At 71.1% G+C, this 23,315-nt stretch carries 20 protein-coding genes, 1 tRNA gene and 3 pseudogenes; 14 read left to right on the forward strand and 10 right to left on the reverse strand.

Annotated features, from left to right (window positions below; all coding sequences use genetic code 11):
- From ACWDEN_RS36245 to ACWDEN_RS36265, 5 genes and pseudogenes are all read right to left on the reverse strand, one after another.
- A pseudogene (locus ACWDEN_RS36245) lies at positions 1–230 on the reverse strand (2-oxoacid:ferredoxin oxidoreductase subunit beta); the annotation flags it as partial.
- Positions 223–2,154 (reverse strand): 2-oxoacid:acceptor oxidoreductase subunit alpha, encoded by a 1,932-nt coding sequence (locus ACWDEN_RS36250; protein WP_450862182.1) that lies wholly within the window; start codon positions 2,152–2,154, stop codon positions 223–225. The pseudogene ACWDEN_RS36245 and the gene ACWDEN_RS36250, both read right to left, overlap by 8 nt.
- 267 nt (positions 2,155–2,421) lie before the next feature.
- Complete coding sequence (locus ACWDEN_RS36255; protein WP_308280789.1) at positions 2,422–3,081, reverse strand: response regulator transcription factor; 660 nt, start codon at positions 3,079–3,081, stop codon at positions 2,422–2,424.
- 214 nt (positions 3,082–3,295) lie between these two features.
- Positions 3,296–4,630 (reverse strand): sensor histidine kinase, encoded by a 1,335-nt coding sequence (locus ACWDEN_RS36260; RefSeq protein WP_351623302.1) that lies wholly within the window; start codon positions 4,628–4,630, stop codon positions 3,296–3,298.
- A gap of 254 nt (positions 4,631–4,884) precedes the next feature.
- Positions 4,885–6,066: a sensor histidine kinase gene (locus ACWDEN_RS36265; protein ID WP_351623300.1), complete on the reverse strand. Its 1,182-nt coding sequence runs from the start codon at positions 6,064–6,066 to the stop codon at positions 4,885–4,887.
- Between the two features lie 233 nt (positions 6,067–6,299).
- Between ACWDEN_RS36265 and ACWDEN_RS36270 the strand changes: the two genes are divergently transcribed.
- From ACWDEN_RS36270 to gvpO, 12 genes and pseudogenes are all read left to right on the forward strand, one after another.
- A complete protein-coding gene (locus ACWDEN_RS36270; protein WP_351623298.1) occupies positions 6,300–6,719 on the forward strand; it encodes an NADH-quinone oxidoreductase subunit A in 420 nt (139 codons plus the stop codon).
- Positions 6,710–7,306: an NADH-quinone oxidoreductase subunit B gene (locus tag ACWDEN_RS36275; RefSeq protein WP_351623296.1), complete on the forward strand. Its 597-nt coding sequence runs from the start codon at positions 6,710–6,712 to the stop codon at positions 7,304–7,306. Before ACWDEN_RS36270 ends, ACWDEN_RS36275 begins: the two co-directional genes overlap by 10 nt.
- A complete protein-coding gene (locus ACWDEN_RS36280) occupies positions 7,303–8,841 on the forward strand; it encodes an NADH-quinone oxidoreductase subunit C (RefSeq protein ID WP_450862184.1) in 1,539 nt (512 codons plus the stop codon). Before ACWDEN_RS36275 ends, ACWDEN_RS36280 begins: the two co-directional genes overlap by 4 nt.
- Complete coding sequence (locus ACWDEN_RS36285) at positions 8,838–9,806, forward strand: complex I subunit 1/NuoH family protein (protein WP_351612205.1); 969 nt, start codon at positions 8,838–8,840, stop codon at positions 9,804–9,806. Before ACWDEN_RS36280 ends, ACWDEN_RS36285 begins: the two co-directional genes overlap by 4 nt.
- 2 nt (positions 9,807–9,808) lie before the next feature.
- Positions 9,809–10,393: a NuoI/complex I 23 kDa subunit family protein gene (locus ACWDEN_RS36290; protein ID WP_351612263.1), complete on the forward strand. Its 585-nt coding sequence runs from the start codon at positions 9,809–9,811 to the stop codon at positions 10,391–10,393.
- Complete coding sequence (locus tag ACWDEN_RS36295; RefSeq protein ID WP_351612203.1) at positions 10,390–11,058, forward strand: NADH-quinone oxidoreductase subunit J family protein; 669 nt, start codon at positions 10,390–10,392, stop codon at positions 11,056–11,058. The genes ACWDEN_RS36290 and ACWDEN_RS36295 overlap by 4 nt, the downstream gene beginning before the upstream one ends.
- Positions 11,058–11,432, forward strand: a complete 375-nt coding sequence (gene nuoK / locus ACWDEN_RS36300) for an NADH-quinone oxidoreductase subunit NuoK (RefSeq protein ID WP_351612202.1) — start codon at positions 11,058–11,060, stop codon at positions 11,430–11,432. The genes ACWDEN_RS36295 and nuoK overlap by 1 nt, the downstream gene beginning before the upstream one ends.
- Entirely contained in the window at positions 11,429–13,423 is a 1,995-nt protein-coding gene (locus ACWDEN_RS36305; protein ID WP_450862187.1) for an NADH-quinone oxidoreductase subunit 5 family protein, read from the forward strand. Before nuoK ends, ACWDEN_RS36305 begins: the two co-directional genes overlap by 4 nt.
- A gap of 6 nt (positions 13,424–13,429) precedes the next feature.
- The gene (locus tag ACWDEN_RS36310) at positions 13,430–15,004 is read left to right on the forward strand and encodes an NADH-quinone oxidoreductase subunit M (RefSeq protein WP_450862189.1); all 1,575 of its coding nucleotides are present in this window, start codon (positions 13,430–13,432) and stop codon (positions 15,002–15,004) included.
- On the forward strand, positions 15,001–16,521 hold the full coding sequence (locus ACWDEN_RS36315; RefSeq protein ID WP_450862191.1) for an NADH-quinone oxidoreductase subunit N: 1,521 nt from the start codon (positions 15,001–15,003) through the stop codon (positions 16,519–16,521). Before ACWDEN_RS36310 ends, ACWDEN_RS36315 begins: the two co-directional genes overlap by 4 nt.
- Positions 16,522–16,713: 192 nt before the next feature.
- Positions 16,714–17,577 carry a zinc metalloprotease HtpX gene (htpX, locus tag ACWDEN_RS36320; RefSeq protein ID WP_450862193.1) on the forward strand — a complete coding sequence of 288 codons (864 nt, stop codon included), beginning with the start codon at positions 16,714–16,716 and terminating at the stop codon, positions 17,575–17,577.
- A gap of 28 nt (positions 17,578–17,605) precedes the next feature.
- Positions 17,606–17,998: pseudogene (gvpO, locus tag ACWDEN_RS36325) on the forward strand (gas vesicle protein GvpO); the annotation flags it as partial.
- On the opposite strand, the gene ACWDEN_RS36330 reads toward gvpO, so the two are convergent.
- The 3 genes from ACWDEN_RS36330 to ACWDEN_RS36340 form a co-directional block, all read right to left on the reverse strand.
- Complete coding sequence (locus ACWDEN_RS36330) at positions 17,943–18,344, reverse strand: YccF domain-containing protein (RefSeq protein ID WP_351612190.1); 402 nt, start codon at positions 18,342–18,344, stop codon at positions 17,943–17,945. The pseudogene gvpO and the gene ACWDEN_RS36330 overlap by 56 nt on opposite strands.
- Before the next feature lie 130 nt (positions 18,345–18,474).
- Positions 18,475–19,728: an APC family permease gene (locus ACWDEN_RS36335; RefSeq protein ID WP_450862195.1), complete on the reverse strand. Its 1,254-nt coding sequence runs from the start codon at positions 19,726–19,728 to the stop codon at positions 18,475–18,477.
- Positions 19,729–19,897: 169 nt separating this feature from the next.
- Entirely contained in the window at positions 19,898–20,386 is a 489-nt protein-coding gene (locus tag ACWDEN_RS36340) for a YajQ family cyclic di-GMP-binding protein (RefSeq protein ID WP_019756392.1), read from the reverse strand.
- A 226-nt stretch (positions 20,387–20,612) separates the two neighbouring features.
- Here ACWDEN_RS36340 and ACWDEN_RS36345 point away from each other — a divergent pair.
- A tRNA-Tyr gene (locus tag ACWDEN_RS36345) sits at positions 20,613–20,694 on the forward strand.
- A 72-nt stretch (positions 20,695–20,766) separates the two neighbouring features.
- Here the strand turns inward: ACWDEN_RS36345 and ACWDEN_RS36350 are convergent.
- Both ACWDEN_RS36350 and ACWDEN_RS36355 read right to left on the reverse strand, forming a co-directional pair.
- Positions 20,767–21,942 carry a glycoside hydrolase family 3 N-terminal domain-containing protein gene (locus tag ACWDEN_RS36350; RefSeq protein ID WP_450862197.1) on the reverse strand — a complete coding sequence of 392 codons (1,176 nt, stop codon included), beginning with the start codon at positions 21,940–21,942 and terminating at the stop codon, positions 20,767–20,769.
- Between the two features lie 807 nt (positions 21,943–22,749).
- A complete protein-coding gene (locus tag ACWDEN_RS36355; protein ID WP_450862259.1) occupies positions 22,750–23,178 on the reverse strand; it encodes a hypothetical protein in 429 nt (142 codons plus the stop codon).
- Positions 23,179–23,191: 13 nt separating this feature from the next.
- On the opposite strand from ACWDEN_RS36355, the pseudogene ACWDEN_RS36360 reads away from it, so the two are divergent.
- Positions 23,192–23,257 (forward strand): annotated as a pseudogene (locus ACWDEN_RS36360) (DUF3761 domain-containing protein); the annotation flags it as partial.
- Between the last annotated feature and the right edge of the window lie 58 nt (positions 23,258–23,315).

Genomic DNA, 23,315 nt, shown 5'->3' on the forward strand with positions numbered 1-23,315 from the left:
GTGTTCATGTAGTACGGGAAGCGGGAGGAGCAGCCGATGCCGGAGACGAAGACGATGTTCTCCTTCGCCAGCCCCAGCTCCGGCATGAAGCCCTGAACGGCGGCCAGGATCGCGTAGTCACCGCAGCCCGGGCACCAGCGCACCTCCTGGTCCGACTTGAAGTCCTTCATCGACTGCTTGGCCTCGGCCTTGGGGACCAGTTGCAGCAGTCCGTTGCCGGCGTCAGTCATCGATGGCCTCCTTCAGCGCCTTGGCGAGCTGTTCCGCCTTGAACGGCATGCCGTTGACCTGGTTGTAGGAGTGGGCGTCGACCAGGTACTTCGCCCGGATCAGGGTGGCGAGCTGCCCGAGGTTCATCTCGGGGATCACCACCTTGTCGTACCGCTTCAGCGCCTCGCCGAGGTTGGCCGGGAAGGGGTTGAGGTGGCGCAGGTGGGCCTGGGCGATGGACTCGCCGGCCGCGCGCAGCCTGCGGACCGCCGCCGTGATCGGCCCGTACGTCGAGCCCCACCCGAGGACCAGGGTCTTCGCGCCGCCGGTGGGGTCGTCGACCTCGATGTCCGGCACCGCGATGTTGTCGATCTTGGCCTGGCGGGTGCGGACCATGAAGTCGTGGTTGGCCGGGTCGTAGGAGATGTTCCCGGTGCCGTCCTGCTTCTCGATGCCGCCGATGCGGTGCTCCAGACCCGGCGTCCCCGGCACCGCCCACGGCCGCGCCAACGTCTTGGGATCCCGCTTGTAGGGCCAGAACACCTCGCTGCCGTCCGCCAGGGTGTGGTTGGGGCCGGAGGCGAACTGCACCCGCAGATCGGGCAGTTCCTCCAGGTCCGGGATCCGCCACGGCTCGGAACCGTTGGCCAGATACCCGTCGGAGAGCAGCATCACCGGGGTGCGGTAGGTCAGCGCGATCCTCGCCGCCTCCAACGCCGCCTCGAAGCAGTCCGCCGGCGTCCTCGGCGCGACGATCGGCACCGGCGCCTCACCGTTACGCCCGAACATCGCCTGCAGCAGATCCGCCTGCTCCGTCTTCGTCGGCAGACCGGTGGAGGGGCCACCGCGCTGGATGTCCACCACCAGCAGCGGCAACTCCAGCGACACCGCCAGCCCGATCGTCTCGCTCTTGAGCGCAACCCCCGGCCCGGAAGTCGTCGTCACCGCGAGCGAGCCACCGAACGCCGCCCCCAAAGCCGCGCCGATCCCCGCGATCTCGTCCTCCGCCTGGAAGGTGCGCACCCCGAAGTTCTTGTGCCGGGACAACTCGTGCAGGATGTCCGAGGCCGGAGTGATCGGATACGAGCCCAGGAACAGCGGCAGGTCCGCCTGCTGCGAGGCCGTGATCAGGCCGTAGGCCAGGGCGAGGTTGCCGGAGATGTTGCGGTAGGTGCCGGTCGGGAACGCGGCGGCCGCCGGGGCGACCTCGTAGGAGACCGCGAAGTCCTCCGTCGTCTCCCCGAAGTTCCAGCCCGCCCTGAACGCCGCGATGTTCGCCTTCATGATCTCGGGCTTCTTCGCGAACTTCGACCTCAGGAACCTCTCCGTGCCCTCGGTCGGCCGGTGGTACATCCACGACAAAAGACCCAGCGCGAACATGTTCTTGCTGCGCTCGGCCTCCTTGCGGGAGAGGTCGAACTCCTTCAGCGCCTCCACCGTCAAAGTGGTCAGCGGCACCGGATGCAGGCTGTAGCCGTCGAGTGAGCCGTCCTCCAGCGGGGAGACGTCGTAGCCGACCTTCTGCAGCGCACGCTTGGTGAACTCGTCCGTGTTCACGATGATCTCCGCCCCGCGCGGCAGATCCCCAATGTTCGCCTTCAACGCGGCCGGGTTCATCGCCACCAGCACGTTCGGCGCATCCCCCGGGGTGAGGATGTCGTGGTCGGCGAAGTGCAGCTGGAACGACGACACCCCCGGCAGCGTGCCGGCGGGAGCGCGGATCTCGGCGGGGAAGTTCGGCAGGGTCGACAGGTCGTTGCCGAACGACGCCGTCTCCGAGGTGAACCGGTCACCCGTGAGCTGCATACCGTCACCCGAGTCCCCCGCGAACCGGATGATCACCCGGTTCAGGCGCCGCACGTCCTTGGCGCCGCCCGGTTTGCGCTGTTCTCCGACGACGGCTCCGTCGGCCTGCTCCGCCTGGCTGCTGACCTGGCTGGTCACTGAACTGGACCTCCTTCGAGGCGGCTGTCCGGGGCGCGGTCGTCCCACGGACCATCCCAGGATCAACCCTACGTCGGTTAGGGTCGCCTTCCCGAGGCCATCCGCAGATTGGACGACATCGAGTCGGCCTGTGGCGCTTTCGAGTCGGCGTGGCGCTGCCGTGTCAGGGTGTCCTTCCCCGGTCGTCTCCTCAGGCCTTCCACCTGGGGCTATCCGGTTCCCAGGGAGGCGGACCGACTGACACCCTGCCGGCACAGTGTCCTTCGGTCAGGAGTTCAGATAGGTCAGCACGGCCAGAACACGCCGGTGGTCCCCGTCGCTCGGCGCCAGCCCGAGCTTCAGGAAGATGTTGCTGACGTGCTTCTCCACGGCCCCGTCGCTGACCACCAGCTGCCGGGCGATCGCCGAGTTCGTGCGCCCCTCCGCCATCAGCCCCAGCACCTCGCGCTCCCGCGGGGTCAGCCCCGCCAGCACGTCCTGCTTGCGGCTGCGGCCGAGCAGCTGCGCGACCACCTCGGGGTCCAGCGCCGTACCGCCCTCGGCCACCCGTACCACCGCGTCCACGAACTCGCGCACCTCGGCGACCCGGTCCTTGAGCAGATAGCCCACGCCCCGGCTGGAACCGGCCAGCAGTTCGGTGGCGTAGCGCTCCTCCACGTACTGCGACAGCACCAGCACGCCGAGCCCCGGATGCGCCTTCCGCAGCCGTACGGCCGCCCGGACGCCCTCGTCGGTGTGCGTCGGCGGCATCCGTACGTCCGCCACCACGACGTCGGGCAGCTCGCCCTGTGCGTCCAGGTCGGCGATGGTCTTCACCAGGGCCTCCGCGTCCCCGACGCCGGCCACGACATCGTGCCCGCGGTCGGTCAGCAGCCGGGTCAGGCCCTCCCTGAGCAGCACTGAGTCCTCGGCGATGACCACCCGCACCCTGTCCTCCACGATCTCCCGGCCCCCAAGCCCGATCCCGATCCCGAACCCCCCTCCGAGGACAGCGTCCGTACGGAGGTGCAGCACTCGAGCGTACGAGGGTCCAGCATTCCAGCATCCGGCACCCGCCGCTCGGTGGGCTCGGGAATCTTCTGCGCAGCGGGTCGCGGGTCGGTGGCCGATCGGTGGAACCTCGACGGTTCAGGCCCTCGCGTCAGCTTCGCCAGGGCAGTTCCGCGATCACCACGGTGGGGCCGCCTGCCGGGGACTCCACCACGAGGACCCCGTCCACGGCGTCCAGGCGGCCGGCGAGACCGGCCAGGCCCGAGCCGCGGGAGGCGTCCGCGCCGCCGACGCCGTCATCGGTGACCTGCAGCATCAGCCGGTTCTCCGCGCGCCACACGTCGACCGAGGCGGAGCGGGCCCGGCTGTGCTTGCTGATGTTCTGCAGCAGCTCGGAGACCGTGAAGTAGGCGATGCCCTCGATGGCCGGCGCCGGGCGGGCCGGCAGATCGACCTCCACCCGCACCGGCACCGTGCAGCGGGAGGCGACCGAGGACAGGGCCGCGTCCAGGCCCCGGTCGGTCAGTACGGCCGGATGGATGCCGCGGGCGAGGTCGCGCAGCTCCTGCAACGCCGTCTTCACCTCGCCGTGCGCCTCGTCCACCATCCGCGCCGCCGCCCGCGGATCCTCCCGGAGCTTCTCCTTCGCCAGTCCCAGGTCCATGGCCAGGCTGACCAGCCGTGCCTGGGCCCCGTCGTGCAGGTCCCGCTCGATGCGCCGCAGATCGGCGGCGGCCGTGTCGACCACCACCCCGCGGTCCGACTCCAGCTCCACCACCCGCGCCGACAGCGGCGACGGCCCCAGCAGGCTCCGTACCAGCAGCCCGTTCACCATCGTCAGGGCCCGGACGATCCACGGCGTGGCCAGCGTGAACAGCAGCCCGACCAGCGCGGTCACGGTGATCTCGAAGGGGTTGTCGAGATAGACGCTGTGGTGCTCGTCGCCGTACAGCTGGATGCCGCCCTGGCCGGCGTACGCCGGGAAGACCCAGAACCACAGCGGGTAGGTCAGCAGCGTCCAGCCCGTCGTCCACAGACTCACCGCCACCGCGAACGAGAACACCGCCCACGGCAACTGCACCAGCGCGTACAGCAGGTTCCGCCAGGAGGTGCCGCTCTTGAGCACTGCGCCCATCCAGGCCGACACGCCCGGCTTGCGCATCCGCAGCGGCTCCGGCTCGGCCACCTCCAGCCGCAGCAGCCCGCGCGCCCGCGCCCGCTCCAGCGCGCCGAAGCCACGGCAGCCGGCGAGCGCCGCCGCGAGCACCGGGACGCCGAGGAAGGTCACCAGCAGGCCGGCGCCGAGCGACGTCATGGTCACCGTCCAGGTGAACAGCACTATCGAGATCGGCAGGCTCAGCAGGACATAGCCGAACTCGCGCCAGCTGCGCGCCTCGAACGGCGCCCGCAGCGCGGGGGGCAGCCGATGGCCGGTGCGGGTCCGCTCGTCCTCCCGCCCGTATCCGTGTCCGTACTCCATGGCCATCGATCTCGTCCCGTTCTCGTCGTGTGAGCGGCGGTTCAGCCGTGTTCCCAGAGTCGTGCGCCGGGGGTTCGCGAGCCATGGAGGTCGTCGGCGTCCTGGGGCGGGGGTTTTCCCCACCATGGCCTCCGGCGGGTGGGCCGTGTTGTTTTCGGTGCCGGTGGTTTCCTGGTGCCGTCGGTCGCGGACAGCCGCAGGGGTTCTGCCGTCGGTTCGGTGCGGGTCCGTTGTGGCTGGTCGCGCAGTTCCCCGCGGCTCTACTCCGTCCGGTCCCGCCAAGGCAGCTCGGCTGTGACCACCGTCGGGCCGCCCGCAGGGGAGTCCAGTACGAACAGGCCGTCCACCGCGCCCAGCCGGTCCGCGAGGCCGCGCATGCCGGTGCCGCCCTCGAGGCGGGCGCCGCCCCGGCCGTCGTCCCGGACCTGGATGAGCAGCCGGTCCTCCGCGCGCCACACGTCGACCGATGCGGAGCCGGCCCGGCTGTGCTTGCTGATGTTCTGCAGCAGTTCGGAGACCGTGAAGTAGGCGATGCCCTCGATGGCGGGCGCCGGGCGGTCCGGGAGGTCCACGGTCACCTTCACCGGGACCGTGCAGCGGGTGGCGACCGAGGACAGGGCCGCGTCCAGGCCCCGGTCGGTCAGTACGGCCGGATGGATGCCGCGGGCGAGGTCGCGCAGCTCCTGCAGGGCCAGCTTCACCTCGCCGTGCGCCTCCTCCACCATCGCCGCCGCCGAGTCGGGATCCTCCAGCAGCTTCTCCTTGGCCAGACCGAGCCCCATGGCCAGGTTGACCAGCCGTGCCTGGGCCCCGTCGTGCAGGTCCCGCTCGATGCGCCGCAGATCGGCGGCGGCCGTGTCGACCACCACCCCGCGGTCCGACTCCAGCTCGGCGATACGGCGCTCCAGTTCGTCCGAGGGCGACAGCAGCCCGCGCACCATGAAGCGGTCCACGTTCGCCAGGCCCCGCGCCAGGTACGGCAGCACCGGCCACAGCACGAACAGCGAGGCCAGCACGGTGCAGAAGGTGAGGACGCCCCAGGGCAGCCGGATGACGTCGTACAGCAGGTTCCGCCAGCCCACCGGGTCCTTCAGCGCCAGCCACAGCCGTTGCGTCGGCCCGCCGCCCTTCGCGAACGGCAGCGGAGTCGGCTCCTCGACCCGCACCCCGAGCAGCCACCGCGCGCGGGCCCGCTCCAGCTTCCCCAGCTGCCGTGCGCCCAGCAGACTGAGCGCGAGCAGCGGAAGACCGACGACAGTGATCGTCAGGCTCCCGCCGACGAACAGCACGGTGATCGCGTAGACGAAGCCGAACACCGCCACCGGCAGGTTCAGCAGGAGATACAGGATCTCCTTCCACGTGTGCGCGTCGTACGTCGGCCGGATCGGCGGCAGACGGTCGGTGCCGTCGGCCCGGCCGGCGGCGGAGCTGGTAGCGGTCATACCGGTCAGCCTGCCGTGCCCGGCGCCCTCCGCGCCATGCGGTACGCCGCCCTCCGCCGACGGGGGAAAACCCCACCCCGCACGCCTCGCCCGTCTCCTCCATCTGTCTCATGGCGTGACTGGCTGCTTACCGGCTCTTTATCAGGGCCTAGACTCCCGTCCGTACGGATCCTCGAACATGCGGGATCACGGAATTCACTCAGGTCACACGGTCAGGGAGCGAGGGACGGACGGTGCGGGAGACGTTGGGGGACTCGACGGCCGCCGCGGGGAACGTCATCGCGGCCGGCTACTTCCGGTCCTACTCGGTGGTGGGCCTGCTCGCCCTCGTCGGCGTGCTGTTCGTCGCGGTCGCCTTCGGCGCGGGCCGTCTGCTGCGCCCGGTCGTGCCGACCCCGGAGAAACTCCTGACCTACGAGTGCGGCGTCGACCCCGTCGGCGAGGGCTGGGCCCACACCCAGGTCCGCTACTACGTCTACGCCTTCCTCTACGTGATCTTCGCAGTCGACTCGATCTTCCTGTTCCCCTGGGCGACGGTCTTCGCCGCCCCCGGCTACGGTGCGACGACGCTCGTGGAGATGTTCGTCTTCCTCGGCTTCCTCGCCGTGGGCCTGCTGTACGCATACAAGAAGGGCGTCCTGGCATGGACGTGAACCCGGAGCCCGTGTACCTGCCGGAGCCCAAGCGGCTCGGCGCTCTGGCCCGCCTGGCCCCGGAGCCGATGAAGGTGGTCCTGAACTGGGGCCGCCGCTACTCGCTCTGGGTCTTCAACTTCGGCCTCGCCTGCTGCGCGATCGAGTTCATCGCCGCGTCGATGGCCCGCCACGACTTCATCCGCCTCGGCGTGATCCCCTTCGCACCCGGGCCCCGCCAGGCCGACCTGATGGTGGTGTCGGGCACGGTCACGGACAAGATGGCCCCGGCCGTCAAGCGTTTGTACGAGCAGATGCCGGAACCCAAGTACGTCATCTCCTTCGGCGCCTGCTCCAACTGCGGCGGCCCCTACTGGGACTCCTACTCCGTCACCAAGGGCGTCGACCAGATCATCCCGGTGGACGTGTACGTCCCCGGCTGCCCGCCGCGCCCCGAGGCGCTGCTCCAGGGCATCCTCAAGCTCCAGGAGAAGATCGCCCGAGAGTCGCTGGGGGAGCGGTACGGCCACTCCCGCCCGTCCGCTGCCGCCCTGACCAGCGACCTGGTGAAGCCGCCCGCCCCCGCCGGTGAGGGGGACGCCCGATGAGCACCGTCGGCTGGCTGCCCGCCCCGGTCGGGGACCTCTTCGGTACGGACGCCACGGCCGAGGAGTCCTACGACCTCCTGACCGTGGACGTACCGCCGTCCTCCTGGCTCACCGCCCTGGAGACGGCCCGTACGACCCTGGGCTGCACCTACTTCGACTGGCTGAGCGCGGTCGACGAACCGGGCACGGGTTTCCGCGTCTCCGCCCACGTCGTCGCCCTGGGCCCGGTCCGCCGCCTCCTCGTCCGTACGACCGTCCCGCACGAGGCGCCGACGCTGCCCTCCGCCGTCGGCGTCTACGCGGGCGCCGCCTGGCACGAGCGCGAGACCCACGAGATGTTCGGCGTGGTGTTCGAGGGCCACCCGGGGCTGGAGCACCTGCTCCTCCCGGAGACCTTCGAGGGCCACCCGCTCCGCAAGGACTTCGTCCTCGCCGCGCGTGTCGCCAAGGCCTGGCCCGGCGCCAAGGAGCCCGGCGAATCCGAGCACGGCGGCCCGAAGCGCCGCCAGATGCTCCCCCCGGGCGTGCCCGACCCCAACGAGTGGGGCCCCCTGAAGGGCCAGCTGCCCCCTGCCCCGGCCCGCCCGGCACGCGGCGCGGGCCGGGCGCCGGGCGAACGCCCAGCAGCTCGAGCGGGCGCGGCCGGGGACCGTCCGGTACGGCGAACCCGCACGGCGGCAGAGGGCTCGGCGAGCCAGACGGGCGAGGCTGCCGGGGCCGGCTCCGAGGCTGCTGCACCTTCTGGGGCCGGTGGGGCTGCCGGTGCTGCCGGTGCCCGGCCGCGGCGGATGCGGAGCGCGGGCGAGGGCTCGGTGAGTCAGACCCGCGCGGCTCAGGAGGCGGCCGAGTCCGAGCAGAGCGCTGCCGGGGGCGACGCGACCCGTGCCGGGGCGGCGGAAGGCCCGGCCGCCGAGGCCTCCGTGGCCCACGAGCCCGGCCCCGCCCCGACCCGTCCGCGCCGCGCCCGCAGCGCCTCGGACGGCTCGGCCTCACAGCGACCTCGGACTCCGGAACCGACGGCACCGGCTACGGATGAGCCGACGGCACCGGCAGCCCGTGAGCCGGCGGCGCCGGACAGCGCGGCTCCTCCCGCGCGCCGGAGCACGGCCCCGCGCAGCTCGGACGCCCCGTGGCACCACGCCCGCCCGGCCTTCGAGGAGCCCGAACGGGTACCGGCCGCGCCCGAACAGGCACCGGCGGCACCCGAACAGACGCCGGCGGAGCCGGAACGGGCCGCCGCAGCGCCCGAACAGGCCTCGGCGGCGCCGGAGCGGACGTCCGAAGGGCCCGAACAGGTCCCGGCGGAGCCTGAGCAGACGTCTGCGGAGCCCGAGCGGAGGCCTGCGGAGCGCAGCTCGGCGGAGCCCGAGCAGACCCCTAGGGAACCCGGGCAGGCCGAGCAGCACCCCGAAGCGCCCGCCGCCACCGGTGACGACCCCGTCACCGGCGACGAGCCCGCCACCCCCGACGACTCCCACCCGAACCCCGGCCCCGATCCCGCCCCCGACGACAACCCCGCAGGAGGCCCGCAGTGAACGGCGTGTTGGACGTCGCCCTGCGACTCGTGGTCGTGTTCGTCGTCTTCCTCACCTTCCCGCTGATCGTCGGTCAGACCGAGCACAAGGTGATGGCGCACATGCAGGGCCGCCTCGGCCCCATGTACGCGGGCGGCTTCCACGGCTGGGCCCAGCTCATCGCGGACGGCGTGAAGTTCGCGCAGAAGGAGGACGTGGTCCCGGCCGGCGCCGACCGCCGCGTCTTCCAGCTCGCCCCCGCCGTCGCGCTGCTGCCGTACCTCCTCGTGCTGCTCGCCATCCCGATCGGCCCGAGCCAGGGCGCCGTGGGCCAGGTCCTGGACGCGGGCGTGTTCTTCGTGCTCGCGGTGATGGGCGTCGGCGTGCTCGGCTCGCTCATGGCGGGCTGGGCCAGTGCGAACAAGTTCTCCCTGCTCGGCGGTCTGCGTACGGCGGCCCAGCTGCTCGCCTACGAACTGCCGATGCTGCTCGCCGCCGCCTCGGTGGCGATGGCGGCGGGAACCGTCTCCCTGCCCGGCATCCTGCACGCCTTCCACTGGTGGTGGGTGCCCTGGCAGATCGTCGGCGCGGTCGTCTTCTTCGTCTCCGGCCTCGCCGAGCTGCAGCGCCCGCCGTTCGACATGCCCGTCGCCGACTCGGAGATCATCTTCGGCGCGTACACCGAGTACACCGGACTGCGGTTCGCACTCTTCCTCCTCGCCGAGTACGCCGGGATCGTCGTCCTGTGCGGCCTGACCACCGTCCTCTTCCTCGGCGGCTGGCACGGCCCGTGGGGCCACGACGGCCTGGGCTGGCTGTGGACCCTGCTGAAGACGGCGATCCTCGCCTTCCTCGTCATCTGGCTCCGCGTCACCTACCCGCGGCTGCGCGAGGACCAGCTCCAGAAGCTGTCCTGGACCCTCCTCGTCCCCCTCTCCCTCGCCCAGATCGCCCTCACCGGCATCGTCAAGGTGGTGATCTCGTGACCATGGCCGAGCCGTCCCCGCCCACCCGGTCCCGCATTCCTGGCAGTGGCCTCGCCAAGGGCCTGGCCGTCACCCTCCGCACGATGACCAGGAAGACGGTCACCGAGCAGTACCCGGACGCCCAGCCCGAACTGCCGCCTCGCACCCGCGGTGTGATCGGCCTGTTCGAGGAGAACTGCACGGTCTGCATGCTCTGCGCCCGTGAGTGCCCGGACTGGTGCATCTACATCGACTCCCACAAGGAGACGGTCCCGCCGGCCGCCCCCGGCGGCCGCGAGCGCAGCCGCAATGTCCTGGACCGGTTCGCCATCGACTTCTCCCTGTGCATGTACTGCGGTATCTGCATCGAGGTCTGTCCTTTCGACGCGCTGTTCTGGTCCCCGGAGTTCGAGTACGCCGAGACCGACATCCGTGACCTCACCCACGAGCGGGACAAGCTCCGCGAGTGGATGTGGACCGTCCCGGCCCCGCCGGCGCTCGACCCCGCCGCCGAGGAGCCGAAGGAGATCGCCGCGGCCCGCAAGACCGCCGAGAAGCTGGCGGCCGCACAGGCCGATCAGCAGGAGCCGCAGGAGGGCGCGTCGTGAGCCTCGCCCCGACCGTGAACCCGACCGTGAACCTGGCCGCGGCTCACCCCGGCTTCCTGTCCCCGTCCGGCGTCGAGATCGCCTTCCTCCTGGTCGGCCTGGTCACCTTCGGCGCCGCACTGGTCACCGTCACCACCCGCCAGCTGGTGCACGCCGCTCTGTGGCTGGTGGTCGCGCTCGGCGGCCTCGCCGTGGAGTACCTGCTGCTCACGGCCGAGTTCATCGCCTGGGTGCAGGTCCTGATCTACGTCGGTTCCGTCGTCGTCCTCCTGCTGTTCGGTCTGATGCTCACCAAGGCCCCCATCGGCCGCTCCCCGGACGCCGACTCCGGCAACCGCTGGGCCGCCCTGGCCGTCGCGGTGACCGCCGCCGTCGCCCTGGTCTGGGTGGTCGTCGACGCGTTCCGCACCACCTGGATCGACCTGAACGGCCCGGCCGCCGGCTCCACCCGGGTCACCGGCGAGAGCCTGTTCCGCAACTGGGTGCTGCCCTTCGAGGCCCTGTCCGTGCTCCTCCTCGCGGCACTGGTCGGCGCGATCGTCCTGTCCCGCAAGGCGAAGGCGGAGTCGAACCCTCCCCAGGTGAACTCCCGGGGTGTCACCGGGAGTTCCCCCTCCGTCACGGATTCCGGAATTCACCCGGTCGAGCAGGAAGGCGCCCGCTGATGCACCTCGCCTACCCGGCCGTACTCTCCGCCCTCCTGTTCTGCACCGGCCTGTACGGCGTCCTCGCCCGCCGCAACGCGATCCTGGTGCTGATGTCGGTCGAGCTGATGCTCAACGCCGTCAACCTCAACCTCGTCGCCTTCGACGTCTGGCTCAGCCGGGCCGCGAAGGACACCCTGCACTCCGGGCAGGCGCTGACCCTGTTCACCATCACCATCGCCGCCGCCGAGATCGGCATCGGCCTGGCGATCGTGCTCGCCGTCTACCGCAACCGCGGCACCTCCGACATCGACAAGCTCCGCGACACCGCCGAGGGCCCCGGCACCGAGGAACCGGGCTCCTCCGCGGCCGAGAAGGCTGAGGCCACCGCGTGACCACGATCACCCTCGCCGTCCTCGTCCCCCTCCTTCCGTTCCTCGGCGCCGTGTCCGGACTGCTGCTCGGCCGCACCGCGCCCGGGTTCGTCCGCCCGCTCGCCGTGCTGCCGCCGCTGGCCTCGCTCGTCGTGGCCGCGCTGGTCGCCGCACGCCAGGGCGGCGACCAGGCCATCACCGCGCACACCGAACTGACGCCCACCGGCTCGGTCCCGATCGAGCTGGCCCTGTACATCGACGGCTTCGCCGCGCTCGTCGCGATCCTGGTCGCGTTCGTCGCGGCCTGCGTGCAGATCTACTCGACCGGCTATCTGCGCGACGACCCGCGCTACCCCTCGTACGCCGCCCTCGTCTCCCTGTTCACCTCCGCGATGCTCCTGGTCGTCTACTCCGGCGATCTGATCGTGCTGCTGGTCGGCTGGGAGGTCATGGGCATCTGCTCCTACTTCCTGGTCGGCCACTACTGGGAGACCCCCGAGGCCCGCGCCGCCTCCCTGAAGGCCTTCCTGGTCACCAAGCTCGGCGACGTGCCGTTCCTCATCGGCCTGTTCGCACTCGCCACCGACGCCGGCTCGTTCCAGATCACGCGCGTCCTCGGCGCCGTCGCGAGCGGCGACCTGCACCATCCGACGGTGGTCGCCCTGCTGCTTCTCGCGGGCGTCGCGGGCAAGTCGGCGCAGTTCCCGCTGCACACCTGGCTGCCCGACGCGATGGCCGGCCCGACGCCCGTCTCGGCGCTGATCCACGCCGCGACGATGGTCGCCGCCGGTGTCTACTTCGTCGCCCGCCTCCTTCCGGTGTTCGAGGCCTCCCAGGCCGCGATGCTCGTGCTCGCCGTCATGGCCGCCGTCACGATGGTGGGCTCCGGTCTCGCCGCGCTCGCCCAGGACGACATCAAGCGCGTCCTCGCCTATTCGACGATCGGCCAGCTCGGCTACATGACCGGTGCCCTCGCCGTCGGCGACCGCGGTGCCGCCGTCTTCCACCTCCTGTCCCACGGCGCCTTCAAGGCGCTGCTGTTCCTCGCGGCCGGCGTGATCATCCACGCCGCCGGCACCAACTCACTGGCCGCCATGTCCCGCATGCGCGGCCTGCGCGACCGCGTCCCGGACGCCTACTGGACGATGACCGTGGCGCTCCTCGCGCTCGCCGCGATCCCGCCGTTCAGCGGCTTCTTCTCCAAGGAGTCCGTCCTCGGCGCCGCCGAGCACGTGGTCGACGGCCACTCGGACCACGCCCCGTGGGCCGCCGGCTGGATCGTCCTCGTCGCCGGTCTGCTCACCGCCCTCCTCACCGCCGCCTACGCGGCCCGGCTGTGGCTGCTGGCCTTCCGCGGGCGGGGCGCCGAGGCCCCCGACCACGGCCGTCAGCCACTGACGATGACCGTGGTGCTGTGGGTCCTCGCCGTGCCGTCCCTCGCCTTCGGCGGGCTCGCCTACCGCGCGCTGCCCGGCTGGTTCGACGGCCGCGACCTGACCCCGACCCTGTTCACCTCCATCCTCGGCACGGGCCTCGCCCTGGTCGGCGGGCTGCTCACCTACGGCGCCTGGCAGCGCACCACCCAGCTCGCGGCCCGGGTCCCGCTGGGCGCGGTCGCCGCCCATCCGGAGGGGGACGCCGGGCTGGTCGAGGCCGAGGCCATCGCCACCCACGAGCCGGCCTACGGGGACATCGCCTACGCGCCCGACCCGGCCGACCCCGGCCGGCTGCTGCTCGGCCCGCTGCACCGGTCCGCGGCCGCCGGATTCCACCTGGACGCCGTGTACACGGCACTGTTCGTCCGCCCGGTCCAGGCCGGAGCGAGTCTCGTCCGGTTCCTCGACCGCGAGGTCGTCGAGACCTACGTACAGGGCGCGGCCGCCCTGCCCCGGCTGCTCGGGGCGGCCGTACGGCGGGCGCAGACCGGCAATGTGCAGACCTATGTGAGCGCGCTGCTCGCCGGCACCGTCGTCCTGGCGGTCGCCGTCGTCCTCGTCGCCACGGGAGCGTGAGCAGGCGTGATCGATATCAACGAGTCCGTGATGCAGTTCCTTCTGGCATTCGTCGTCGTCGGCCCGCTCCTCGGCGCCGTCGCAGCCCTCCTCCCGGCCCCGCCCGGACTGAAGGGGAAGTCACCCGAGCAGGCCGTGCTGCGGCACGGTGTGACCGTGACCGGTGCGATCCTCATCGCCGCGATCGTCCTGGCGCTCGACTTCGACCAGGACCATCCGTCGAGGATGCAGGCCACGACGGACATCAGCTGGATCCCCGCGCTCGACGTGCGGATCCACCTCGGCATCGACGGCATCTCCCTCCCCCTTGTCGTCCTGACCGCGCTGCTGACCTTCCTCTGCGCGCTGTACTCCTACTTCAAGCCGCCCGCGGGCGGCTCGCCGAAGGCGTTCGTCGCGCTGCTGCTCCTGCTCGAGTCCGGCACCCTCGCGACCTTCGCCGTCCTCGACCTGCTGCTGTTCTTCCTCGCGTTCGAGATGGTGCTCATCCCGATGTACTTCCTCATCGCCCGCTGGGGCGGTGAGGGGCGGACCCGGGCCGCGTGGAAGTTCATCCTGTTCACGCTGCTCGGCTCCGTCGTCATGCTGCTGGGCCTGCTCCTGATCGGGATCAAGGCGGGCACGTTCGACATGGTGGCACTCGCCACTGACAACGGCCGGTCGCTGACCGCGTCCGTGCAGGTCATCGCCGTTCTGGCGATCGGGATCGGGCTCGCGGTGAAGTCACCGATGTGGCCGCTGCACAGCTGGCTGCCCGACGCCCACACCGCCGCGCCGACCGTCGGCTCGGTCCTGCTGGCCGGTGTCCTGCTCAAGATGGGTACGTACGGGTTCGTCCGGATCCTGCTGCCGATCGCGCCGCACGGGTTCCACACCTTCGCGCCGTACCTCGCCGCGTTCGCCGTGGTCGGGATCATCTACGGGTCCCTGGCCTGCCTGGCCCTGGCCAAGCGGGGCGCCAGGGGCGACCTCAAGCGGCTGATCGCCTACTCCTCCGTCGGCCACATGGGCTTCGTCCTGCTGGGCATCGCCACCATGACCCCGACCGGCGTCAACGGCGCCCTGTTCGCCAACATCGCCCACGGCCTCATCACCGGCCTGCTCTTCTTCCTGGTCGGCGCGCTGAAGGACCGTACGGGCACGACCGACCTGGACACCCTCGCCGAGGAGACCGGCCTCGCCCTGTACGGCAAGGCCCCGCGGCTCGGCGGGCTGCTCGCGTTCGGGGCGGTCGCCTCGCTCGGCCTGCCCGGGCTCGCCGGGTTCTGGGGCGAGATGCTGGCGCTGTTCGGCGCGTTCGAGCCCGCCGCCGGCCTCAGCCGCCCGGCCTTCCTCACCTTCATGGCGATCGGCGCGTTCGGCACCCTGCTGACGGCCGCGTACCTGCTGATCGTGGTCCGCCGCGTCTGCATGGGCGGCGTCGAACAGGAGGTCCCGAAGCTCGCCGACGTCCACGGCTACGAGTTCGCCGCCTGGACCCCGCTCGTCGCCCTCACCGTCGTCGCCGGACTGTGGCCGAGGGCGCTGCTCGGCCTGACCGACCCGGTCGTGCACCAGCTCCTCGCAGGAGGCACCCGATGAGCGCCCAGCCCCTCGCCGAGTCGCTGGTCCAGTCCGTCGACTGGCTCGCCGTCGCCCCGCCGGTCATCGCCGCCGCGGTGGGACTGGCCGTCCTGGTCGCCGACCTGTTCCTGCCCGAGGCCCGCAAGGCCGTCCTCGGCTGGGTCTCGGTCGCCGGACTGGCCGTGGCCGTGCTGATGCTGCTGCCCCTCCTCGGCGGAGACCGCAGCACCTTCTGCCTGACCGGCGGTGCCACGCGCGCGTGCAGCTACACCGCCGACCACTTCACGCTCGTCATCCAGTTCCTCGTCCTCGGCGGCGCGCTCCTCGCAGCCCTGCTGTCCGTCACGAACCTCAGGGACGACCAACGCCGCGTCCCACCGGGCGAGTTCTGGTTCCTGCTGCTGTCCTCGGCGGCCGGTGCCGCGCTGCTGCCGGCTTCCCGGGACCTGGCCACCCTGATCGTCGCCCTGGAGGTCGCCTCCCTGCCCGCCTTCGCCCTCGTCGGCATCCGGCACGGCGACGAGCGGTCCTCAGAGGCCGCCCTGAAGTTCTTTCTGTCCTCGGTGACGGCCACCGCGGTCAGCCTGATGGGCATCAGCTTCGTCTACGCCTCCACCGGCACCCTCTATCTCACCCAGGTCGCCCAGCGCCTGCCCCACGTCGCCGGACAGCTGCACACGCTCGCCCAGGCGGGTGTCGTCCTCACCCTGATCGGCTTCGCCTTCAAGACGGCCGCGGTCCCCTTCCACTTCTGGGTGCCCGACACCTACGTCGGCGCACCGCTGCCCGTCGCCGCCTACCTGTCGGTCGTCGGCAAGGCGGTCGGCTTCTCCGGCCTGATCCTCGTCACCGTGGTCGCGTTCCCGTCGTACGCCGACGTCTGGGGCCCCGCGCTCGCTGCCCTGGCCGCGCTCACCATGACCGTCGGCAACGTCGGTGCCCTGCGCCAGCAGGCCACGCGCGCGTACAGCGCCGTACGGCTGCTCGCCTGGTCCTCCGTCGGCCAGGCCGGCTATCTGCTGGTGCCGATCGCCGCCGCCGGCTACGCCAAGGACCCGCAGAAGGCGATCGGCTCCACGGTGGCCTATGCGCTGATGTACGGCGCCGTGAACCTCGGCGCGTTCGCGGTGGCCGCGGTGGTGGGCCGCAGCCGGGCCCTGAACCGGATCAGCGACTACCGGGGCCTGTACGCCACCAACCCGCTCACCGCGCTCCTGCTGGCGTTCTTCCTGCTGTGCCTGGCCGGGCTGCCGCCGGGCGTGATCGGGCTGTTCGCCAAGGTCACCGTGTTCTCGGCGGCCGTGGACGCGGGCCTCGGCTGGCTCGCCGTCGTCATGGCCGTCAACGTGGTGATCGCCCTCTTCTACTACCTGCAGTGGACGGCCCTGCTCTTCCGCGCCCCCGAGGGCGAACCCGCCCGGCACCGTGTCCCGGCCCCCCTCACGGCCGCCCTCGCCCTCACCGGCGTACTCGGCGTCGCCCTGTCCGGAGCACCCCAGCTGGTCCTCCGTTTCGCGGCCACCGGACTGTTCTGAGGACTCGGCCACGCGCGCGTGGGGCAGCCGTAACCTCCACGCGCGCGTGGCCGTACGCGTGCCCTCACCCGTACGGCCCAGGTGCGCAGCCGCACCCACCAGGGAACTCGCAGCCGCCGCCTGGCGTTGTCACAGACGGGAGGGTCCACTGGACCAAAGTGTTCCCCAGCTGCACGACTTGGAGGGCGCACGGTGCACCGCCGGCACAACGGGCTCAGGACCGCAGTACTCCTCGGGGGACTGTCCGCACTGATCATCGTCATCGGCAGCTTCTTCGGCCGCACGGGCCTGGTCGTCGCCGTCCTCGTGGCCCTCGGCACGAACGCGTACGCGTACTGGAACAGCGACAAGCTGGCGCTCCGCGCGATGCGCGCCCGGCCGGTCAGCGAGTTCGAGGCCCCGGCGCTGTACCGCATGGTCCGAGAGCTGTCCACGCAGGCCCGCCAGCCCATGCCCCGCCTGTACATCTCACCGACGGAGGCCCCCAACGCCTTCGCCACGGGCCGCAACCCGCGCAACGCGGCCGTGTGCTGCACCGAGGGCATCCTGCGCCTGCTGGACGAGCGCGAACTGCGGGGCGTCATCGGCCATGAGCTCAGCCACGTCTACAACCGGGACATCCTCATCTCCTCGGTGGCCGGCGCGCTCGCCTCGGTGATCATGTTCCTGGTGAACTTCGCCTGGCTGATCCCGGTCGGCCGCTCGGACGACGACGACGGCCCCGGCCTGCTCGGCATGCTCCTGATCATGATCCTCGGCCCGCTCGCCGCCACCCTCATCCAGCTGGCCGTCAGCCGCTCCCGCGAGTACGAGGCGGACGCCTCCGGCGCCCAGCTCACCGGCGACCCGCTGGCCCTCGCCAGTGCCCTGCGCAAGCTGGAGGTCGGCACCCAGCAGCTCCCGCTGCCGCCCGAGCCGCGGATCGAGACCGCCAGCCACATGATGATCGCCAACCCGTTCCGTGCGGGCCAGGGGCTGAGCAGGATGTTCTCCACCCACCCGCCGATGGCGGACCGCATCGCCCGGCTGGAACAGCTGGCGGGCCGCCACCGGTGAATGCCCCCCGTCGCGCACGGAAGCCGTACCGGAGCGCGTATCCGCGTCCGACGCCATGCGGAGCGCGATCGAGCAGCTCGCCGAGCTGCTGGGGCGAACCCCGGAGTCGGTTTCGGCACTGAGACCGACCGAAGCGGGCTGGGAAGCCGTGGTCGAAGTCGTGGAACTGGAGCGCGTGCCGGACACGAGCAGTGTCATGGCCGGCTACCAAGTCGTATTGGACCCCGCGGGCAAGCTGCTCGGCCGGCCTCGCTCTGGCCGACCTCAACATCGACCTGGGGCCGCTGGGCACGCTGCTTCCGCCGTGACCGGCGCCCGGCGCATGAGATTGCGCCCGCGCGCGACACCGCGCCCCGCGTATGAGATCAGCGCCCGGCGAAACCCTGGTCCGACGGAACCACCTCACGTCCGAGCGGCATGAGCGAGATCGGGATGAGCTTCAGATTCGCCCAGCCGAAGGGGATCCCGATGATCGACAGGAACAGCGGGATGCTCGTGATCAGGTGGGCCAGCGCCAGCCACCATCCCGCGAAGATCACCCAGATCACGTTGCCGATGAAGGATCCCGCGCCCGCGTCCGGCCGTTCCACGGTCGTCCGGCCGAAGGGCCACAGGACGAAGCCGGCGATGCGCAGCGACGCGATGCCGAACGGGATGGTGACGATGAGGACGAAGCAGATCACCGCAGCGATGAGATAACCGATCGCCATCCACAGGCCGCAGAAGACGAGCCACAGGATGTTGAGCAGCAGGTTGAACACCTTCATGATCGGTACCTCTCCGGGTCGCTCCGTCGGCATGCCTGCTGCCACAAGTATCAGTGCGTCAGGCGTTCGGGCAGAACCGCAGCACCCTTGTGGCGTGATCGGGAACGTTCGGAGACGGTCCCGTACGGCGTCACTCGGGACGTCGTCCCTGAGCCCACCGCCGTACGCCGTAGGCCGCCGCCCCCACCGCGAGCACGCCCGCCCCCACGGACACCGAGACGGCGGGCAGCGCGAACGCCAGCGTGGCGCAGCCCAGCAGGCCCGCCACGGGCACCGCACGCGCCGACGGGGCCGGACTCAGGGTCCAGGCGGAGGCGTTGGCGACGGCGTAGTAGGCGAGCACGCCGAAGGAGGAGAAGCCGATCGCGCCGCGCACGTCGACCGTCGCGGCCAGTACGGCGACCACCGCGCCCGCGGCGAGCTCCGCCCGGTGCGGCACCCGGAAACGCGGGTGCACGGCCGCCAGCGTCCCCGGCAGATGCCCGTCCCGGGCCATGGCGAGCGTCGTACGGGACACGCCGAGGATCAGCGCGAGCAGTGAGCCGAGCGCCGCCACCGCCGCCCCGGTCCGCACCACCGGCACGAGCCCCGGCGCACCGGCCGCCCGTACCGCGTCGGCCAGCGGTGCCGCCGCGTGCCCGAGCCCGTCCGCGCCGAGGACGGCGAGCACCGCGACGGCCACGCACGCGTACACCACGAGTGTGATCCCCAGGGCCAGCGGGATCGCACGCGGAATCGTGCGCGCCGGATCCCGCACCTCCTCCCCGAGGGTCGCGATCCGCGCGTACCCGGCGAAGGCGAAGAACAGCAGCCCTGCCGCCTGGAGCACCCCGCCCGTGCCCGATGACAGCCCGATGTCCAGCCGTCCGGCGTCGGCGCGCCCGGAGGCCAGGCACACGGCCACCACGGCCGCGAGGACGGCCAGCACCACCGCCACGATCACGCGTGTCAGCCGCGCCGACTTCCGGATCCCGCCGTAGTTCACGGCCGTGAGGCCGACCACGGCCGCCACCGCCACCACGTGCGCCTGCCCCGGCCAGACGTAGGCGCCCACGGTGAGTGCCATGGCCGCGCAGGACGCCGTCTTGCCGACCACGAAGGCCCAGCCCGCGAGACAACCCCAGAAGGGGCCCAGCCGTTCCCGTCCGTACACGTACGTCCCGCCGGAGGCCGGATAACGAGCCGCCAGCCGGGCCGAGGACATGGCGTTGCAGTAGGCCACCGCCGCCGCGAGCGCCAGCCCGGGCAGCAGCCCCGAACCGGCCGAGCGCGCGGCCGGCCCCAGGGCCGAGAACACACCGGCCCCGATCATCGAGCCGAGGCCGACGACCACGGCGTCCCGCACTCCGAGGGTGCGTCGCAGCGCTGTGCCGGCCGTTGTCATGCGCCGCACCCTACTGACCGTGGGAACCGGTTGGTGGTCCGCCGGCGTCTCCCTCGTCGAGGGGCCACGAGCATGTGGCCAACAGGCAGTGAACGCGCGCGACGGCAGCACGGAAGGGCGGGCACCGCTCGGGGGCGCCCACCCTTCCGTCTGTCGCGGATGCCGGTTCCTAGCGGTAGTTCACGAACTGCAGCGCGAAGTCGAAGTCCTTGCCCTTCAGCAGTGCGATCACGGCCTGCAGGTCGTCCCGGCTCTTGGAGGAGACGCGCAGTTCGTCACCCTGGACCTGGGCCTTCACGCCCTTCGGCCCCTCGTCGCGAATGATCTTCGCCACCTTCTTCGCGTTCTCCTGGGAGATGCCCTCCTCGATCGACGCGAAGATCTTGTACTCCTTGCCGGACAGCTGGGGCTCGCCCGCGTCCAGCGCCTTCAGCGAGATACCGCGCTTGATCAGCTTGGACTGGAAGACGTCGAGGACGGCCTTCACCCGGTCCTCGGAGTTCGCCTCCATGAGGATCTTGTCCCCGGACCACGAGATCGAGGCACCCACGCCCTTGAAGTCGTAGCGCTGCGAGATCTCCTTGGCGGCCTGGTTGAGGGCGTTGTCGACCTCCTGCCGCTCGACCTTCGAGACGATGTCGAAACTGGAGTCGGCCATGTCCTGTGGCTCCTTGTATCGGGGTGCGTATCGGGTGCGTGCCGGCGTGCGCGGCGGCGGCCGCCGGGCCCGGCATTGCGCCGGGCCGCATCCGCACCAGCCTAGCCATCCCGCGAGCCGAGGGGTGGAGATCAATCGGGTGGCGAAGCACCCCCACGTATCGGGTATTGTTTACGTCGTCGCCAGGGGGCACCGCCGAATAGCGGTTCGATCTGGTGGCCAACCCGGCGGTGTGCCCGAGCGGCCAAAGGGAGCAGACTGTAAATCTGCCGGCTCAGCCTTCCCAGGTTCGAATCCTGGCGCCGCCACACTGGGGAAGACCCCCTCTGATCTGTTGTGAAGCAGCTCAGAGGGGGCTTCTTTGTTGAGCCTCTTCGTGCTCAGGAGCAGAGATTCACGTGTCGGACGGCCAGGACGTGCCCCGCCGCGTCGATGAGGCGGCTGCGGGCGAGGTGTCCGTCGGCCACCGCATTGGTGATTGCCGTGGCTATGGAGGAGGTTTGGGAGCTGGGGTTGCTCCCAAGGTCGAACATGACCATGTCGGCGCCGGAGCGCAGGGCCTGGACGGCGGCGGTGGACACGCTGAAGCCGGCTGCGGAGATCGCCTTGGCGCTGAGCGAGTCGGTGACCACGAGCCCCTTGAAGCCGAGCTTGCCGCGCAGTTCGGAGCTGATGGCGGTGGGGGACAGGCTCGCCGGATTGGTGCCCAGGCCCGGCACGGTGTTGTTGGAGACCATGATGGCCGGGGCGCCGGCCTTGATGGCCGCTGTGAACGGCGGGATGGCCACCTTCTGCAGGGTGGACCAGGGCAGGGTGTGGGCGGGGCCGAAGTCGGAGTTGTAACTCGAGCCGCCGAGGCCCGGGAAGTGCTTGACGACGGGTATCACACCTCCGGCGCGCAACCCGTTCATGTACGCGACACCGTCCTTGGAGACCACCGAGGTATTGCCGCTGAAGGAACGCCATCCGTCGGGGTTGGTCTTGCTGGGGGCCACGTTCCTGCCGTCGACGTCGACCACCGGTGCGAGGTCCATGTTCACCTGGGCGGCCGCCATCTTGGACGCGACCTTGGTGACGTTCTGCTGGATCTGTGCCGGGGTCCAGTGCGTGCCCATGTAGGCGGCCCAGGGCAGGGAACCGACGAGGTTCGCCATGCGCTGGATGCCACCGCCCTCCTCGTCGGTCATCACCAACAAGCCCAAATGGCCCGGTACATGCGTCTTCAGGGTGGTCAACCTGGAGCCGAGGTCGGACGGTGCCTTGCTGCCGAACAGCAGCACACCGCCCGCACCGGCGCTCACCTCGGAGGTGGCGTCGGACACCGAGGCCTCCGACACCGGGACGGCGACGGTCAGCATGGCCAGCCGGTGGTTCGACCACCCGGCCAGCTTCGTGCTGTTGGTGCACGCGGTGGCGGTGGTGGTGAGGTCCGGACTGAATGACGAGGGGGAACGGGAAGACGCGGTGGACGGCGCCGGGGAGACGCCGGGGCTGCTGGAGTGCGGAGCCGCCTTGGGCGTGCTCGTGCCACAGCCCGCCAGAAGCGTCGCCGTCACGGCGGCGGCCGTGCCCAGTCTTCGTGCGTTCCTGGCCCGGCCGGGGAGCCGCGGCGGTGCTGCCGCGCTTGTGCGGTCACGGTACGACGGGAAAGCCATTGCTCGACCTCCTTCGGGGAGTCGCGACGGTGCCCGTCGCGCTGAAGGCCGCATCAATATGAGGTGGGTGTTGCGACGCGTGAGATGCGTACGACTCCGCGTTTCTTCGCTGGTCCACAGTCGGAGTGCCAGGATCTCGCGCCTTGGAGTCGAACGAAAGTCCAGCGGATATGAGCGGGGCCCCTCGGGAACCGACTTGCACCGGGCTTCACCCCGGTCGCAGCCCCGTTCACGGTGCGACGGGTGCGGGGCGATGACCTCGGGGGCGGGAAACGGCAGGTCAGGGCACGTCTCCGGGATGGTCTGCAAAACCGCTGCGGAAGTGTCCGTGCCGCGTGCCAGGCTGTGGCCGTGATCGGTGACGTACCCAACGTTGAAGCGAGCCAGGAGTCCAGCACGCGTTGGCCGGCGCACGAGGCGGGCGTGCGTAGACCCTGCAGGAGGGCATCTGTGGACGCCGCGGTTGCGGAGCCAGGCCTTCAGGCGCCTGACGCCGAGGCGACGCAGAGCGGCCGGGGTCCGGGAGCCGGTGAGCAGGGTGAGCGTGCCGTTCTGCCCTCCCGGGCGGACGGGTTCGCGCGGCCCGCCCCAACGCGGGCGGTGTACGGCCGGCCCGGCCCGGTGCGCCACCCCGGAGCGCATCACGAATAGGTGACTACTGCACGGAATCTTCACACCGGCATCACATCTGTCGCTACGGTCTTCCCTTCAACTCACCCTGGGGGGACACATGAGTGACCCGTACGCCATGCCGCCACAGCCGCCCATACGCACGGCCCCGAGGTGGGCGCGGAAGCGGTACGTGCTGCCCGCGATCGGTCTCGCCTTCTTCCTCGGCGTCGGTGCCGGCGGCACGGCCAGAAACAACGGGACTGACGCGAAGCCGGCGGCGGACAAGGTGAAGCCGACGGCGACGGTCACCGCGACGGCTACGGCCACGGAGACCGCCAAGCCGAAGCCGGCGCCTACGGTGACGGCGACGAAGACGGTCAAGGTGACGGTGACCGTGACCGCGCATGCCGCGGCCGCGGGTTCGGGGAGCGGCGGGAGTTCGTCGGGCGGGTCGTCCGGGAGCGGCGGCTCCAACTCGTCGGGTGCTTCCAGCAGCGCCGGGAACGGTGCAACCGCGCTCTGCAACGACGGTACGTACTCGTACGCCGCTCACCACCAGGGAGCCTGCTCGCACCACGGAGGTGTAGCGGTCTTCTACCGGTAGGCCGAGTGCGTGGTCCGGGTCAGCGAGCGGTGCGGGACGCCCGCAGGCGTCCCGCACC

The organism is Streptomyces sp. NPDC001153, assembly GCF_053598315.1.